Here is a 15,533-nt window from a genome sequence, read left to right on the forward strand (position 1 = left end):
GAGAATCGTGTAAACGAAAAATCTCTCCATCAGGTACCCGAATTACTTTTGCGACAGTCCCCTCTGTTTTTATTCGAAAACAGGCAGATCCGCTACAAACTCCGGCACGTCATGTGCGCCTTTCAGTTTACAGCAAAACGTATTTGTGCCGTTCGTGATGACCAGGTAGGAGACGGGCAGCGCCATGTTATAACGCACGATCTGCTCCAGTACTGCCAAATTAAGGGGCACGTCCATCTCCTTGCATTCTACGATCATCCAGGGTTTGCTGTTGCGGTTGTACACAATAATGTCGCAACGCTTTTTCATCTCCCCGAGAAAAATCTCTTTTTCCACCCCCATCAGCGAAGGCGGATAGCTTTTTATCTTCGACAGGAAGTTGAGGAAGTTCTGACGCACCCACTCCTCCGGCGTTAGCACTACGTAACGCTTGCGGTACGCATCAAAAATAAGCTGATTGCCGCCTTCAGTAACGATCTTAAAGTCCGGCGGAGGAAATTGGATGGCGATCATGCCGCAAAACTAGGCAACCAGACCTTATTCGGCAAAAAACCTTATATTTACTTGTCAAAAGCTATGAAGACAAAAGAAGAAATTGTAGCTAACTGGCTCCCACGCTACACCGGACAGAAACTCGAAGACTTCGGCTCGCATATCCTGCTCACTAATTTCAGCAACTATGTTGAATTGTTCGCGAAATGGAACAATGCCCCGATCGTAGGCAGTGATCGTCCCATGCAATCAGTTACCGCAAACGATATTACCCTCATTAACTTTGGAATGGGCAGTCCTGGCGCCGCTACGGTAATGGACCTGCTGAGCGCTATATCGCCCAAAGCGGTATTGTTCCTCGGTAAATGCGGCGGCTTAAAGAAGAAGAGTAACATCGGCGACCTGATTCTGCCCATTGCAGCCATTCGCGGCGAGGGTACTTCTAACGACTACTTCCCTCCGGAAGTGCCGGCTTTACCCGCGTTCGCCTTGCAGAAAGCAATATCGACCACCATTCGCGAATACGGTTGTGATTACTGGACAGGCACCTGTTACAGCACCAACCGCCGGGTGTGGGAACACGACCTGGAGTTTAAGAAGTACCTGGAACGCATCAGGGCTATGGCCATTGATATGGAAACGGCTACCATCTTTTCTGTAGGTTTTTATAACAAGATCCCTACCGGTGCGCTGTTGCTCGTATCCGATCAGCCCATGATCCCTGAAGGTGTGAAGACTGAAGAAAGCGATAAAAAAGTGACAAAGGAATACGTAGAGCGCCATCTTAAGATCGGCATCGAATCGCTCAATAACCTGATCAACAATCACATTACCGTTAAGCATCTCCTCTTTTAATGCCTGCACCCTTAGCTGTTATTAACGACCTGCGCGTGGATTTTTCCGGCGAAACCGGTACGGTAACCGCTGTTAATGGCATTTCGCTTACCATCAATAAGGGTGAAATACTGGGCATCGTAGGCGAAAGTGGCTCCGGCAAATCGGTCACCGCGCTTACCTTAATGCGGCTGATTCAAACACCAGGACGTATATCCGGCGGCAGCATCACCTGGCATGGCGGTGCAACGCCCGTCGATCTGTTAGCGGTACCTGAAAACGAGATGCGCCGCTTTCGTGGGGATGAGATCGCGATGATCTTCCAGGAGCCGATGACTTCCCTTAACCCGCTGTTTACCTGCGGCTCCCAGGTGGCAGAAGCCATTCGCCTGCATAAGAAAGTTTCTGCCCGCGAGGCGAAGGCCCAAACGATTGCTCTCTTTCAAAAAGTTAAATTACCTGCCCCGGAACAAATATGGTCACGTTACCCGCACGAGTTGTCGGGCGGGCAAAAACAACGGGTGATGATTGCCATGGCGATCAGCTGTAAACCCCGGCTGCTCATTGCGGACGAACCCACAACCGCGCTAGACGTAACCGTGCAAAAGACTATCCTCGAACTGCTCAAAGAATTGCAGGCGGAGATGGACATGAGCGTTGTGTTCATTACCCACGACCTGGGCGTGATCGCCGAACTGGCCGACCGGGTAACGGTGATGTATAAAGGAAATATCGTAGAACAGGGGGCGGTAAACGACGTGTTTTATCACCCGCAACATCCCTATACGAAAGGTTTATTGGCCTGTCGCCCCCCGCTTGACTATCGCCTGCGCCGCCTGCCGATGATCCGCGACTTCATGGAAATAGGGCCCAACGGTGCTATTACCGAAAAGGCGACGGACGTGCCGGCGTTTGTACGATCGCTCGTGCTGGACCATGAGGCGCAGCAGGAACGTTTGCAGGAGTTACGACAAAGCCCGCCGTTACTGGAAGTGAAAGGGCTGAAAACCTGGTTTCCCGTTAAGAAAAATATATTCGGCAAGGTGGAAGCCTGGGCCAAAGCAGTCGATGATGTAAGTTTTGACGTAAAAGAGGGGGAAACCCTCGGCCTGGTAGGCGAGTCTGGTTGCGGTAAAACCACCCTCAGTCGCAGCTTGCTGCGGTTGGTGGAGCCGACCGCCGGCAGCATCTTGTACCGGGGTAAGAATCTATGTGACCTGTCGGCCGCCGACATGCGCGATGCCCGCCGGAACATACAAATCATCTTCCAGGACCCTTATTCCTCGCTTAATCCCCGCCTCACCGTGGGACAGGCGATACTGGAGCCTATGCAGGTGCATGGTTTGCATGGCAACGACCGCGACCGTCGTGAGCAGGTGCTGAACCTGCTGGACAAGGTGCAACTGCGGCCCGAGCATTTTAACCGTTACCCGCATGAGTTCTCTGGCGGCCAGCGACAAAGGGTGGTGATTGCCCGTACGCTGGCGCTGCATCCGGAGTTTATTATTTGCGACGAATCCGTGTCTGCATTGGATGTGAGCATCCAGGCGCAGGTGTTAAACCTGCTGATGGAGCTGCGCGAGGAGTTCAATTTCACGTACATCTTTATCTCCCACAACCTGTCGGTCGTTAACTTTATGAGCGACCGTATGATGGTGATGAACAAGGGTAAGCTGGAGGAGATAGGGGAGGCGGAACAGGTGTACCGGTCACCACGATCGCCCTATACCCAAAAGCTGATCGCGTCCATCCCCGGGATGACTTCCTGATATTTTTTGCTCGTGTTAATATTATACGTACCTTCGCCCACTTAAAATTCATTCATACCGTAATATGAAACTATCACAGTTCAAATTCGACCTCCCTTTAAATCTGATCGCACAGCACCCATCCAAAACAAGAGACGAGTCTCGTCTGATGGTCGTAAACCGCGCAACAGGCAAAATCGAACACAAGCTTTTTAAAGACATCATCAACTACTTTAGCGATAAAGACGTGATGGTTGTGAACAACACCAAAGTATTCCCTGCAAGGTTATATGGCCGCAAAGAGAAGACCGGTGCAAAAATCGAAGTGTTCCTGTTACGTGAGTTGAACAAACAAAACCGTCTTTGGGATGTGATCGTTGATCCCGCAAGAAAGATCAGGGTAGGTAACAAATTGTATTTTGGAGATGACGAATCGCTGGTAGCAGAGGTGATCGACAACACTACTTCCCGTGGCCGTACTATCCGCTTCCTGTTCGAAGGTAACGACGAAGAGTTTAAGCAAGTGCTGGACAGCCTGGGCGAAACACCACTTCCAAAGTATATCAAACGTAAACCCGAAGAAGAAGATAAAGAGCGCTACCAGACCGTTTACGCTAAGTACGAAGGTGCTGTGGCTGCTCCGACTGCAGGTTTGCACTTCAGCCGCGAGCTGATCAAACGCCTGGAGATCAAAGGTGTTAAGTTCGCAGAAGTAACCCTTCATACAGGTTTGGGCACTTTCCGTCCCATCGAAGTAGAAGACCTTAGCAAGCATAAAATGGATGCGGAATACTTCCACATCGATGAGTATGCTGTAAAAATCGTGAACAAAGCGAAAGAAGAAAGCCGCAAGGTTTGTGCGATCGGTACTACTACCGTTCGTGCCGTTGAATCCTCTACCACTGCACAGGACCACCTGAAAGCAGCAGAGGGTTGGACCAACACTTTCATTCACCCGCCTTACGATTTCGCTATTCCGAACGCATTGGTGACTAACTTCCACCTACCTAAGACCAGCCTCCTGATCATGGTTTGCGCCTTTGCCGGTTACGACCTGGTGATGGAAGCTTACCAGCAGGCGATCAAAGAAAAATACCGTTTCTTCAGCTACGGCGATGCCATGCTGATCCTTTAATAAACTTATGTTTTTTGAGAAAGTCCCGCACCTGCGGGACTTTTTTTATCCCGATATTCGCCATATGACAACTGCATCTCATCAGAAAATAGCCATTATTGTAGCCGGCGGTTCCGGCCAGCGTATGGGCACCTCGCTCCCTAAACAGTTCCTGGAGCTGGCGGGTAAGCCCGTGCTGCAACATACTATCATGGCTTTTTATCATGCTTATGAAGATATGCGCGTCGTATTGGTGTTGCCAGATGCGCATCGTGGTTATGCAGAAAAAGCAATGCGGTTGTCGGAACACTTTCCGCAGCTTACCGTGATTGCCGGTGGCGAAACCCGGTTTCATTCCGTGAAGAACGGATTGGCTACCATTGCCGGCCCGTCTGTTGTGTTTGTGCATGATGGTGTTCGTCCGTTGGTGTCTACAGCTTTAATCAATCGTTGCTACGAAGCGGCTTTACAGCACGGCAGCGCTATCCCGGCTATCGATCTGAAAGATAGCATTCGCGAAGTACACGCCGACGGTAATGTAGCCGCCGACCGTTCCAGGTTCAAGATCATACAAACGCCGCAAACGTTTTTATCAGAAGTGTTGTTGCCCGCATTCGATTTGCCTTATGATCCCTTGTTCACCGATGAAGCGACGGTGGTAGAGCGGCTCGGGCACAAAGTGCATTTGGTAGCGGGCGAGGAGCGTAATCTTAAAATCACCCGTCCTGAGGACTTGGTGATTGCGGGGGCGTTACTGGATTAAAAAAAGCGGCATTTATCCATATTTGCACCGATTAATTCTCTGTTTGTCCTTTGCCGATCTCCTGTAAGACATAATGACTGTCTCGGCGGCGCCGGACAAAAAAAGCGGCACCATTCAGCGCCGCTTCCTACCCATATTTGCAATACGATTAGTTCTCCGTTGGTTAATCGCCGATCTCCTGTAAGACATAATGACTGTCTCGGCGGCGCCGGACGAAAAAAGCGGCACCATTCAGCGCCGCTTCCTATCCATATTTGCAATACGATTAATTCTCTGTTTGTCCCCTCCCGATCTTCTGCAGGATCTGGTGCGCTACTTCCACCGCCTGGAAACCATCGATCACATTTACGTGCACGGGTTTGTTTTGTAAAATAGCATCGCGGAAAAGCTCCAGTTCCATGCGGATCGCGTTCGATTGTTTAATTTCCGGGTTTTCGATTGCGATCGTTTTTCTGCCTGAATTGGTTTCGATATCCAGCGTGAACAGGCCTTCATCTTCCGGCGTTTTCAATTTAATGATTTCCGTCTTTTTGTCCAGGAAGTCAATGCCGATGTAGGCATCTTTCTGGAACAGGCGCATTTTGCGCATTTTTTTCAGGGAGATGCGGCTGGACGTAAGATTTGCCACGCAGCCATTATGGAACTCGATACGCACGTTGGCGATGTCGGGGGTATCGCTCATTACGGCTACACCACTTGCGGAGATGCGGCTGATAGAGGATTTCACAATGCTTAGTACAATGTCGATGTCGTGGATCATCAGGTCGAGGATCACGCTTACGTCGGTGCCGCGCGGATTAAACTCGGCCAGGCGATGTACTTCGATAAACATTGGTTTCAGGTCGTATTCTCTGAGCGCAAGGAAGGCAGGGTTGAAACGCTCCACATGGCCCACCTGGAATTTGATATTGGCTTCTTCCACCAGTTTCACCAGTGTTTTGCCCTCATCGATGGTGTTGGTCATGGGTTTTTCCACGAACACGTGTTTACCATTCCGGATCGCCATCTGGCAAAGCTCAAAGTGCAGGGTGGTAGGCGCAACGATGTCGATGGCATCCACAGCCATGATCAGCTCTTCGGCGCTTTCGTAACGACGGAGGTTTGGGTAAAGTTCATGTACGCCGGCTGCGTTTGCGTCGCTGGGGTCAAAGAATCCCGCCACTTCCACGTTTAACATCGTTGAGAGTTGTGACAGGTGGATTTTGCCTAAGTGCCCTACGCCAAACAAGCCGATTTTGAGCGTTGTCATTGATTTTGATTTGAAATTCGTGGATACGATAAAATAATAGTTTGCAAATTAATGGTGTTCTACTTAAACAAGAAAGAAAAATATATTACACAGGAATATAATTCCATCTTCGATGCTTGCAAAACGATATTGGAAACGACTTTCAGGGTCGCAATACGAGTTACGCACATATGTGCGTAACCTCAAAACAGCCGGGAGTGCTGTAAGCTGCAACTTACGGGACGCCAGCGAATGCGTGGCTCAGGAGAATAGCTGCCCGCCTCACAAACGGTGGGAGTGCTGTAAGCCGCAACTTACGCGACGCTCGTGAATCCGCGGCCCCACGAAGAGCATGGTCAACAGCTACCCCGACGTTGGCAACGGTGGCTCACCCCTCTGTTGCTTCTTCAACCGATTACAACAAGCCGTTTTCGCAGAAGCTGAAATAACTTTCGTCGGTAAGAATGATATGGTCGAGTAATTCGATTTCGAGCATTTCGCCGGCGGCTTTTATTTTGTTAGTAATGGCAATGTCGGAATGACTGGGCCGCATATTGCCTGAGGGATGGTTATGCCCGAGCATAATGCGACTGGCTTTTTGCAACAGCGCCTGCTCAAATATTACTTTGGGATCTACGACGGTGCTGGCCGTGCCCCCGTGGCTGATGCAGGTGTAGTGGATCAGTTTATTACCCCGGTTGAGGAAAAGCACATACAGGTGCTCGGTATGCTGATCGCCGATGAGCGGCCGTAAGATTTTAATGGCATCCTGGCTGCAGGTAAGCGCAGGCTGTACTGGAAGCTCGCTCGCACTGCGGCGCCGCCCAAGTTCGAGGGCGGCAGCAATAGCGACAGCGCGTGCATCTCCAATGCCTTTTATTTTTCTAAATACCTTAATGTCTTTTTGCCCCAGTTCGTGAAGGTTATTACTGGCCAGTTGCATGAGCTCACGCCCTAATTCTACGGCTGATTTATCGGTACTGCCACTACCCAGTAAAATAGCGAGTAGTTCGGCATCACTTAAAACCTGCGCGCCCTGGGACAGTAGTTTTTCTCTTGGCCTGTCGTTGATTGCCCAGTTTTTAATTGGGGCTTTTGGTGCTTTCGGGGACTTCTTTGGTCGGTTAACAATCATACATTCATCAATTTATCCAAATATACATCTTGCTAAAGAAATTAGCAAATCTCCCGTAACCTTTTACCGTATAAAAAAATTACGCGAGATGCCCCGAAAAGTCATAATTTCGCAACTTCTTTTCCATTTATGAATCCATCTGTCAAAATATTTACAGGCAACAGCAATCCGGCTCTGGCCGCGAAGATTGCTGCCAGGTACGGTAACGGTCTTGGTAAAGTGAATATCCAGAAATTCAGCGACGGTGAATTTCAGCCGGTTTTTCTGGAAAGCATCCGGGGCGACTATGTTTTCCTGGTGCAAAGCACGAATGCGCCCACAGACAACCTGATGGAGCTACTGATGATGATCGACGCCGCGAAGCGTGCTTCCGCCGGCTACATCACTGCGGTAATTCCGTATTTCGGGTTCGCCAGGCAAGATAGGAAGGACAAACCGCGTGTGGCCATCGGGTCTAAGCTGGTAGCCAACCTGCTCACCACTGCCGGTGCTAATCGTGTGATAACCATGGATTTGCATGCTCCGCAGATCCAGGGCTTCTTCGACATCCCGGTGGATCACCTGGATAGCTCGGCGATTTTTATCCCATACATAGAGAATTTGAAGCTGGAAAACCTTACCTTTGCGTCCCCCGACGTAGGTAGCACCAATAGGGTGAGGGAAGTAGCTTCTTACTTCAATGCTGAAATGGTTATCTGCGACAAACACCGTAAACGGGCGAATGAAATCGCTTCGATGGTGGTAATCGGGGATGTGAAAGGGAAAGATATTGTGCTGATCGACGATATCGTGGATACAGCCGGTACGCTTACGAAATCAGCGGGATTGCTGATGGAAAAGGGAGCAAGAAGTGTAAGAGCTTTCTGTACGCACCCGGTGCTGAGCGGCAAAGCCTACGAAAATATTCAAAATTCTGTACTCGACGAACTGGTGGTATGTGATACCATCGCGATCAGGGAAGATTGTCCGAAGATCAAACCGATCAGTGTAGCAGAATTGTTTGCCGTAGCGATCCGCAACATGCACGAAAACAAATCGATCACCAGCCTGTTCGTTCACAGCCACAGGAAAGGTTGATTCTCAACAACGGATTTTTTTAAAAACATAAATGTTTAATCAATGAAAACAATAACCATCGAAGGAACTCTCAGGAGCGAATACGGCAAAAAAGCCACCCGCGCGCTTCGTTCTGAGGGACAAGTGCCTTGTGTTATTTACGGGGGTGCAGAAACCGTGAGCCTTTCCGCTCCGGCGACCGCTTTCAAACCACTCGTGTACACCGCACAATTCCAGCAGGCAGAAATCAAAGTAAACGGTAAAATTTACAAAGCGATCCTGAAAGATCTGCAGTTTGATACCGTTACTGACGAACTCACGCACATCGACTTCCTGGAACTGGTAGAAGGTAAGCCAGTAGTAGCTACCCTGCCGCTGAAATTTGTTGGTCAGTCACCCGGCGTTAAAGCAGGTGGTAAACTGGTTACCAAAATGGCTGCAGTGAAAGTGAAAACTACACCTCAGTACCTCCGCGAAAACATCGAAGTAAGCATCGACGGTCTTGAGCTGAACTCTAACATCCGCGTTGAAGACATCAAGTTGGAAAACGTAGAAATTCTCAACTCTCCCCGTATTCCCGTAGCATCTGTGGTAATGACCCGTCAGCTGCGTCAGGAAGAAGCTGCTGCTGATAAGGATGCTAAGAAAAAATAAATTGGCAAAAGATTTATATTTAAAGCCCGGCTGTATTATGCGCCGGGCTTTTTATTTTTGATAGCAGTTTTGGAAATCGGTTTATGAAGTATTTAATTGTCGGATTAGGAAATATTGGCACGGAGTATGCGCAAACTCGTCACAATATAGGGTTTGACGTGGTAGACGCTTTTGCCCGTAAACACGATGTTTCTTTTAATCTGGACCGGTTAGCCGATGTAGCGGAATGTAAATGGAAAGGCAAAACTTTTGTCCTCATAAAGCCTACCACTTACATGAACCTGAGCGGCAAAGCCGTTAAATACTGGATGGATAAAGAAAAGATAGCAATAGAAAATGTGTTTGTCATTGTGGATGATCTGGCCCTGCCGCTGGAATCACTGCGTATACGCCCCGGTGGAAGTGATGCCGGGCACAATGGACTTAAGAGTATTCAGGAAGTACTGGGAACCAACCAATATCCACGTTTACGCTTCGGGATCGGGAACAATTATCCGAAGGGACGACAGGTCGATTTTGTTCTCGGCAAGTGGAAAGACACGGAAATGCCAATCGTCTTACAGAAAATAGACAAGAGCTGCGAAATCATCGAAAGCTTCGCGGCCGTTGGGACACAGCGCACTATGAATAATTATAATAACCTGACTTTTTGATTCGTACAGGAAATTGTATATTTCATGCTTGAAGGTCCCCAACCTTAACCACTATAGACCATGATAATGTTCATTGATTGCTGATGATCCCGGCCGTGCATTCGCGAGAAGGAAATCACGCACTTAAATGGTACACAACCGATGGACTATGGGATTAACCATAGGCTTTATTAACCTTACAAAATACGCATTATGAAAATTATCTGCGTTGGAAGAAACTATGCCAAACATGCAGAAGAATTAAAGAACGAAGTGCCCTCCGAGCCCGTGATTTTCATGAAACCCAAAAATGCTTTATTGCAGAATAACCACCCATTTTATTATCCGGAGTTTACGGACAATCTTCACTTTGAATGTGAACTGGTGTTGCGCGTGTCAAAAAACGGCAAGCATATCCAGGAAAAGTTCGCCTCCCGTTACTATGATGCCATTTCTGTAGGGATTGATTTTACTGCGCGCGATTTGCAGGAAAAGCAGAAGGCAAAAGGCTTGCCATGGGAAATAGCCAAAGCGTTCGATAACTCCGCGGTTGTGGGCAAGTTTATTCCCCTCGAATCAATAGAAGACAAGGCCGACATGAATTTTTGCCTCTATAAAAATAAAGAGATCACCCAACAGGGAAATACCAGGGATATGCTGTTCTCTTTCGATCAGCTGGTAGCCTATATCTCCCGGTTCTTTACTTTAAATATTGGTGACCTCATTTTTACCGGAACGCCCGAAGGTGTGGGCCCCGTAGAAATAGGCGATAAGCTGGAAGCTTTTATCGAAAATGATAGTCTGCTCGAATTTATGATCAAATAGCATCATATAGAAAGGGAGAGAAGAACATGCATAATGCTCTCTCCCTTTTTATCTTTTATCGGGATGGGACGTTCGCATAAATGGCGTCCAGTATCCGCGTGAGTTCATTGTAGTCATCCTCTGTAAGGTCCTTCCAGCCTACTTTGCGCATCTCCAACACAATTGGTCTTACATCTTTGTACTTTTTGATACCCGCATCCGTGAGGGTCAGAAACACTTTCCTGCGGTCTTCTTTCGACACTTCGCGCTCCACCAACTCCTTTTTTACCAGCAATTCGATGATACGGGATACTGTTGTAATATCCTTGGCCGCTTCACGCGCCAGTTCATTGTGAGTAATCTTCTTAAACTTATAAATGTTCTCCAGTAGCAACCACTGGTCTACTGTAATATCCTTTTTCAGGTCGTCGAAGGTTTTCTGCCAATAGTTACGCAGCTTCTTGAGGGTCGAATCCAACTTAAAAAAAGAGGGATTACTGACAAAAGTATCGGGCATATCGCTTATATTTGTAATAGCAATAGTTGTTATAGCAACTATTAATAACACTGCTGATTCCACCAAAACAGTCTTACCGTGACTAAAGATAGTATAAGCACTCCAACTTTGAAAGCGGCAGACAGCCGCCACGACCGCGAGAAGGCTTTATTACTTCGCGCTTATCGCCTGATGTGCATGTCCATGGCTATGACGGACAAGTACGAGGCCAACCGTTCCATTTGCAAATATGTTCATTCCACCTCCCGCGGGCACGAGGCCATTCAGCTAGCCGCCGGGTTATTACTGCAGCCCTGTGATTACGTTAGTCCCTATTACCGGGACGATAGCATGATGCTGGCCATGGGTTTCACCCCTTATGAACTGATGTTGCAGCTATTGGCCAAAAAGGACGATCCTTTCAGCGCCGGCAGGTCTTATTACTGCCATCCTTCCAGCCGCCAGCCTGACAAGCCTATTATTCCCCACCAGAGCAGCGCTACCGGCATGCAGGTAATCCCAGCCACCGGCATGGCCCAGGGCATCCAGTACCTGGAGCGCAGTGGTTTGGTGCAAGGAGAGGAGCGCCCCGTTGTACTTTGTTCCTTGGGCGATGGCAGCGTAACAGAGGGGGAAGTGAGTGAAGCCTGGCAGTTTGCCGTGCTGAAACAATTGCCCATCATCTATCTGGTGCAGGATAACGAGTGGGGTATTTCCGTCAGTTCCGCTGAAGCCCGCGCTATGGATGCTTATGAATATGCAGCAGGTTTTAAGGGGATGGAGCGGCTTCGGGTCGATGGCAGCGACTTTGAAGAAAGCTACCAGGCCATGCAAACCGCCATCGACTATGTTCGTTCGGAACGTAAGCCTATCGTAGTGCATGCCCGCGTGCCGCTGTTAGGCCACCATACCTCCGGTGTTCGAAAAGAATGGTACCGCACCCCCGAAAATTTAGAACGCCACGCGCAACACGATCCCTTTACAAAAATATGTCAGCGCCTGTTGGAGAAAGGCGTACAGGAAACCGTATTAACCGACGTAAAATCAGAAACCAACAAATACATCGCCTCCCAGTTTGATATGGCTCGTCTCGCCGATGATCCTGATACATCATCCGTGCGTGACCACGTTTTTGCCCCAACACCCGTGACCGAAGAACAAGGCGTACGCTACCCACGTGGCGGCGCCAAAGTCGTAATGGTCGATGCAGCCCTGCACGCTATCGAAGAACTCATGCGCGAACATCCGGAAGCTATTTTATATGGTCAGGATGTGGGTGGCCGGCTTGGCGGCGTATTCCGCGAAGCCGCCACACTCGCCTCCAAATTCGGTGACGAAAGAGTGTACAACACAGCGATCCAGGAAGCCTACATCATCGGTAGTACTGTCGGCTTATCCGCAGTAGGCGTGAAGCCGATCGTGGAAGTGCAGTTTGCCGATTACATCTATCCCGGCTTCAATCAATTGGTGAGTGAAATATCAAAGTCATGTTACCTCACCGCCGGCAAGTTTCCTATACAAGCGTTAATCCGCGTACCGATCGGCGCCTACGGCGGCGGCGGCCCTTATCATTCCGGATCCGTAGAAACAACCTTACTCAGCATCAAAGGCATCAAGATCGTTTATCCCTCCAACGCCGCCGACATGAAAGGCCTCATGAAAGCCGCCTTCCTCGATCCCAACCCCGTCGTGATGCTCGAGCACAAAGGTCTGTACTGGAGCAAAGTACCCGGCACCCAGGATGCCATGACCATTGAACCTGATTCAGATTACATTTTGCCCTTAGGCAAAGGCGCAGTAGTGCAGGAAGGCGAAGGGATGTGTATTGTCACTTACGGAATGGGCGTATACTGGGCAAAAGCTGCAGCGGCCCGCTATCCCGGGCAGGTGGCCATTATCGATTTGCGTACACTATTTCCGCTGGACGAGTCGCTTGTGTTTGAAACCGTTCGTAAGCTGGGCAAATGTTTGGTGCTTACAGAAGAGCAGTTGAATAACTCCTTCGTGGTCATTCGCCGCGCGTATTCAACAACAGTGTTTCCGTTACTTGGACGCGCCAGTTTACACATTCGGTGCGCTGGATTTACCGGCGGTACCGTTGAACATGGATTTAGAGCAACAGATGTTGCCGAATGCCGAGAAAGTAGCGACGTTGATAGCAGAGATACTGAATTATTAATTTTTTGAAAATCTCTTTTGGATTTCAAGATTTTGCCGTTATCTTTGCACTCCCTTAACGGGGAAATGGCGAGGTAGCTCAGGTGGTTAGAGCGTTGGATTCATAACCCAAAGGTCTCGGGTTCAACTCCCGATCTCGCTACAGAACCCGATAACAAATAAAACTGTTGTCGGGTTTTTTATTTACATACCGCCGTTCTAAATCCATTCCCAATTCCGATCCCCATTGTTATTTGCACAACTTCATACCCCCAAAGCCTAAGCCGTTTTCAGCTTATCCCCCAAAAATCTGAATGAAAGTATTTACATGCTACACCGAACAGTACCCCAATCCTGAAAAACGAAAAATCCCGTTTTTAGGGGATTGCCTTCCACTTGCGAAAAATTCAGATTTGTGTTCGAAAATAACATCAACGCCCCGACACCGGCTCTAATACTTAACAAAATGAAGAACAAACCGTACATCCTCACATTGCTGCTAACTTTGATTGTAAGCGCATCCCAGGCGCAGCTATTGAAAAAGCTGAAAGAAAAGGTAGTAGATAAAATTGAAAGCGGAACTGATAAGCTGTCAAAAAAAGACCAAAGTAACGACGCTAAATCGGGTGCCAGTCCCGCCAAAGGAAATGATTCGCCAACAGAATCGAACACCATAAAGGTGTTCAGCAAATTCGACTTCATTCCTGGCAAAACAGTTATTTATTACGATAACTTCGAACAAGATAATATCGGAGAAACACCTGCCGGATGGCTTACCTCCAACTTAAGCGAAGTGGTAACAATTGAAGGCAACGAAGGTAAATGGATTACACTGCTACAGAAGTCAGGCGCTATTAATATCATCAGGAATAAAAAACAATCCTGGGGCGATCATTTCACGATTGAGTTCGATGTTTTTATGGATCCGGCACAAACTCAATCGGCAGACCTGTACGTTATGCTCACCAATTCCGGCGGTAGTATGGTTACAGACGAAAGCCTGATCGGAGATCTGAGCACAAAAGAACAGATCATGGTGCAGTTCAGGATTGAAAAAGATGGATCAACATATGACTTTAGCAGCGCTAGAAGTTCAGGTAATAATGGCGGTGAAAATACGCGTTTTATAGACCGCGAAAGATTGTACCAATCATTTAAAAAACCGGCACATATAAGCATTGCCGTTACAGGCAAGCGTTTCCGCTTTTGGTTCAATGATAAAAAAATACTGGACGTAAATAATGGTGTAAGGCCCGAAGCCATCCCCAATTTACTGGCGTTTTCGGCACATTACAATACCAACGCCCGCTTCTACCTGAGCAATATCCGCGTAGCCAAAGACGTGCCCGATACCAGGGCCGCCTTTACCCAGGGAAAGATCATCAGCAATTTACTCTTCTACACCGCCTCCGCCGAAATGCGCCCGGAAAGCATGGGCGCCTTGAAGGAAATAGCTGCCGTGTTAAAAGATGCCACAGAACCTTTAAAAATTGTCGGCCATACAGACAGTGATGGCGAAAACGCTGCTAATCTTAAGCTATCGCAGCAAAGGGCCGAAACGGTAAAACAAATACTCGTTAAAGAATTTGGATTGAGCAACGATATGCTGCAAACGGAAGGCCGCGGAGAAACTCAACCCATTGCAGACAACAATTCGGCTGAAGGTAAAGCACAAAACCGCAGAGTGGAATTTATCATAAAAGCAGCAGCGGATACCTACAGAGGCACCGCATCGTCGGCTGGTAGAACCGCATCCCCGCAGGCCAAGGCAACCACCAGCACTGTTTCCTCTACAGGAGAAGGCGCTGTTAAATTGCAAAGTAAATCTTTAAACACCCCCTCCAATATGCCTTTTTTATGAAATCGGGGAGCGACCGATTCAAACTGGTTGCATCAAAAGAGGAAGGAAACAGCAAGGAAGATTTTTTCGAAATTGAAATACAGTCGGTTACCAATGAATTAAAAGCCGGCACTTATACGTACAAAGAAGCGCAGGAGGCCAACGGCAAACAACTCCCCACAATTCTGCAAACAAAGGCAAAATTGTACTATGATGCCACGAGGAATAATCATATCCAAAATTTTGTACCCTTTATCGCCAACGGCCACAAAGCCAACTTCTACACAGACGGGCTGCAGGATAAATTACCCAAAGCAAGCCCCAATTGCAAACTAGTGATAGAGAAAGTGGAAAACGGCAAAGCGAGCGGTTATTTTATTTTAGGTGCTGAAGCTACCGGCTTCAAAAAAATTGTAAAAGGAGATGCCATGACCAAAACGTTTTCAACAGGTTTTCTGGGGGAAATGAAAGCACAGTTCTCCGATATAGCCATCCTCTGAAAATAACCGTAGCACCTCCACGCCATCTGGCGCTGGTTTTCTTTTGCCGTTTTCTATCCTGTTCAAGTGTAAAATCTATC

The 15,533-nt window shown here is 48.3% G+C and carries 15 protein-coding genes and 1 tRNA gene; 12 read left to right on the plus strand and 4 right to left on the minus strand.

Annotated features, from left to right (window positions below; all coding sequences use genetic code 11):
- Positions 1-69 precede the first annotated feature (69 nt).
- Positions 70-513 carry a type I restriction enzyme HsdR N-terminal domain-containing protein gene (locus MKQ68_RS00630; protein WP_264281651.1) on the minus strand — a complete coding sequence of 148 codons (444 nt, stop codon included), beginning with the start codon at positions 511-513 and terminating at the stop codon, positions 70-72.
- A 63-nt stretch (positions 514-576) separates the two neighbouring features.
- Here MKQ68_RS00630 and MKQ68_RS00635 point away from each other — a divergent pair, with 63 nt between their 5' ends.
- From MKQ68_RS00635 to MKQ68_RS00650, 4 genes are all read left to right on the plus strand, one after another.
- Positions 577-1,347: an AMP nucleosidase gene (locus tag MKQ68_RS00635; RefSeq protein WP_264281652.1), complete on the plus strand. Its 771-nt coding sequence runs from the start codon at positions 577-579 to the stop codon at positions 1,345-1,347.
- Positions 1,347-3,095 carry an ABC transporter ATP-binding protein gene (locus tag MKQ68_RS00640; RefSeq protein WP_264281653.1) on the plus strand — a complete coding sequence of 583 codons (1,749 nt, stop codon included), beginning with the start codon at positions 1,347-1,349 and terminating at the stop codon, positions 3,093-3,095. Before MKQ68_RS00635 ends, MKQ68_RS00640 begins: the two co-directional genes overlap by 1 nt.
- A gap of 64 nt (positions 3,096-3,159) precedes the next feature.
- Positions 3,160-4,209, plus strand: a complete 1,050-nt coding sequence (gene queA, locus MKQ68_RS00645) for a tRNA preQ1(34) S-adenosylmethionine ribosyltransferase-isomerase QueA (protein WP_264281654.1) — start codon at positions 3,160-3,162, stop codon at positions 4,207-4,209.
- Between the two features lie 64 nt (positions 4,210-4,273).
- Entirely contained in the window at positions 4,274-4,951 is a 678-nt protein-coding gene (locus MKQ68_RS00650) for a 2-C-methyl-D-erythritol 4-phosphate cytidylyltransferase (RefSeq protein WP_264281655.1), read from the plus strand.
- Positions 4,952-5,216: 265 nt separating this feature from the next.
- On the opposite strand, the gene MKQ68_RS00655 is transcribed toward MKQ68_RS00650, so the two are convergent.
- On the minus strand, positions 5,217-6,200 hold the full coding sequence (locus MKQ68_RS00655) for a Gfo/Idh/MocA family protein (RefSeq protein WP_264281656.1): 984 nt from the start codon (positions 6,198-6,200) through the stop codon (positions 5,217-5,219).
- 394 nt (positions 6,201-6,594) lie between these two features.
- Positions 6,595-7,314, minus strand: coding sequence for a RadC family protein (gene radC / locus MKQ68_RS00660; protein WP_264281657.1), 720 nt, complete (start codon positions 7,312-7,314; stop codon positions 6,595-6,597).
- Positions 7,315-7,443: 129 nt separating this feature from the next.
- On the opposite strand from radC, the gene MKQ68_RS00665 reads away from it, so the two are divergent.
- The 4 genes from MKQ68_RS00665 to MKQ68_RS00680 all read left to right on the plus strand — a co-directional run bounded on the left by MKQ68_RS00665 (position 7,444) and on the right by MKQ68_RS00680 (position 10,481).
- Entirely contained in the window at positions 7,444-8,391 is a 948-nt protein-coding gene (locus MKQ68_RS00665) for a ribose-phosphate pyrophosphokinase (RefSeq protein ID WP_264281658.1), read from the plus strand.
- Positions 8,392-8,433: 42 nt separating this feature from the next.
- A complete protein-coding gene (locus MKQ68_RS00670) occupies positions 8,434-9,024 on the plus strand; it encodes a 50S ribosomal protein L25 (RefSeq protein WP_264281659.1) in 591 nt (196 codons plus the stop codon).
- Between the two features lie 83 nt (positions 9,025-9,107).
- Positions 9,108-9,677, plus strand: coding sequence for an aminoacyl-tRNA hydrolase (pth, locus tag MKQ68_RS00675; protein WP_264281660.1), 570 nt, complete (start codon positions 9,108-9,110; stop codon positions 9,675-9,677).
- A gap of 192 nt (positions 9,678-9,869) precedes the next feature.
- Complete coding sequence (locus MKQ68_RS00680) at positions 9,870-10,481, plus strand: fumarylacetoacetate hydrolase family protein (RefSeq protein WP_264281661.1); 612 nt, start codon at positions 9,870-9,872, stop codon at positions 10,479-10,481.
- 55 nt (positions 10,482-10,536) lie between these two features.
- Here the strand turns inward: MKQ68_RS00680 and MKQ68_RS00685 are convergent, their stop codons facing one another.
- A complete protein-coding gene (locus MKQ68_RS00685) occupies positions 10,537-10,977 on the minus strand; it encodes a MarR family winged helix-turn-helix transcriptional regulator (RefSeq protein WP_264281662.1) in 441 nt (146 codons plus the stop codon).
- 78 nt (positions 10,978-11,055) lie between these two features.
- Between MKQ68_RS00685 and MKQ68_RS00690 the strand changes: the two genes are divergently transcribed.
- The 4 genes from MKQ68_RS00690 to MKQ68_RS00705 all read left to right on the plus strand — a co-directional run bounded on the left by MKQ68_RS00690 (position 11,056) and on the right by MKQ68_RS00705 (position 15,453).
- A complete protein-coding gene (locus MKQ68_RS00690) occupies positions 11,056-13,143 on the plus strand; it encodes an alpha-ketoacid dehydrogenase subunit alpha/beta (RefSeq protein WP_264281663.1) in 2,088 nt (695 codons plus the stop codon).
- A 59-nt stretch (positions 13,144-13,202) separates the two neighbouring features.
- A tRNA-Met gene (locus MKQ68_RS00695) sits at positions 13,203-13,276 on the plus strand.
- Positions 13,277-13,579: 303 nt separating this feature from the next.
- The gene (locus MKQ68_RS00700) at positions 13,580-14,974 is read left to right on the plus strand and encodes an OmpA family protein (RefSeq protein ID WP_264281664.1); all 1,395 of its coding nucleotides are present in this window, start codon (positions 13,580-13,582) and stop codon (positions 14,972-14,974) included.
- The gene (locus tag MKQ68_RS00705) at positions 14,971-15,453 is read left to right on the plus strand and encodes a hypothetical protein (RefSeq protein ID WP_264281665.1); all 483 of its coding nucleotides are present in this window, start codon (positions 14,971-14,973) and stop codon (positions 15,451-15,453) included. Before MKQ68_RS00700 ends, MKQ68_RS00705 begins: the two co-directional genes overlap by 4 nt.
- The last annotated feature ends 80 nt before the right edge of the window (positions 15,454-15,533 follow it).

It is taken from the genome of Chitinophaga horti, from assembly GCF_022867795.2.
GTDB lineage: Bacteria > Bacteroidota > Bacteroidia > Chitinophagales > Chitinophagaceae > Chitinophaga > Chitinophaga horti.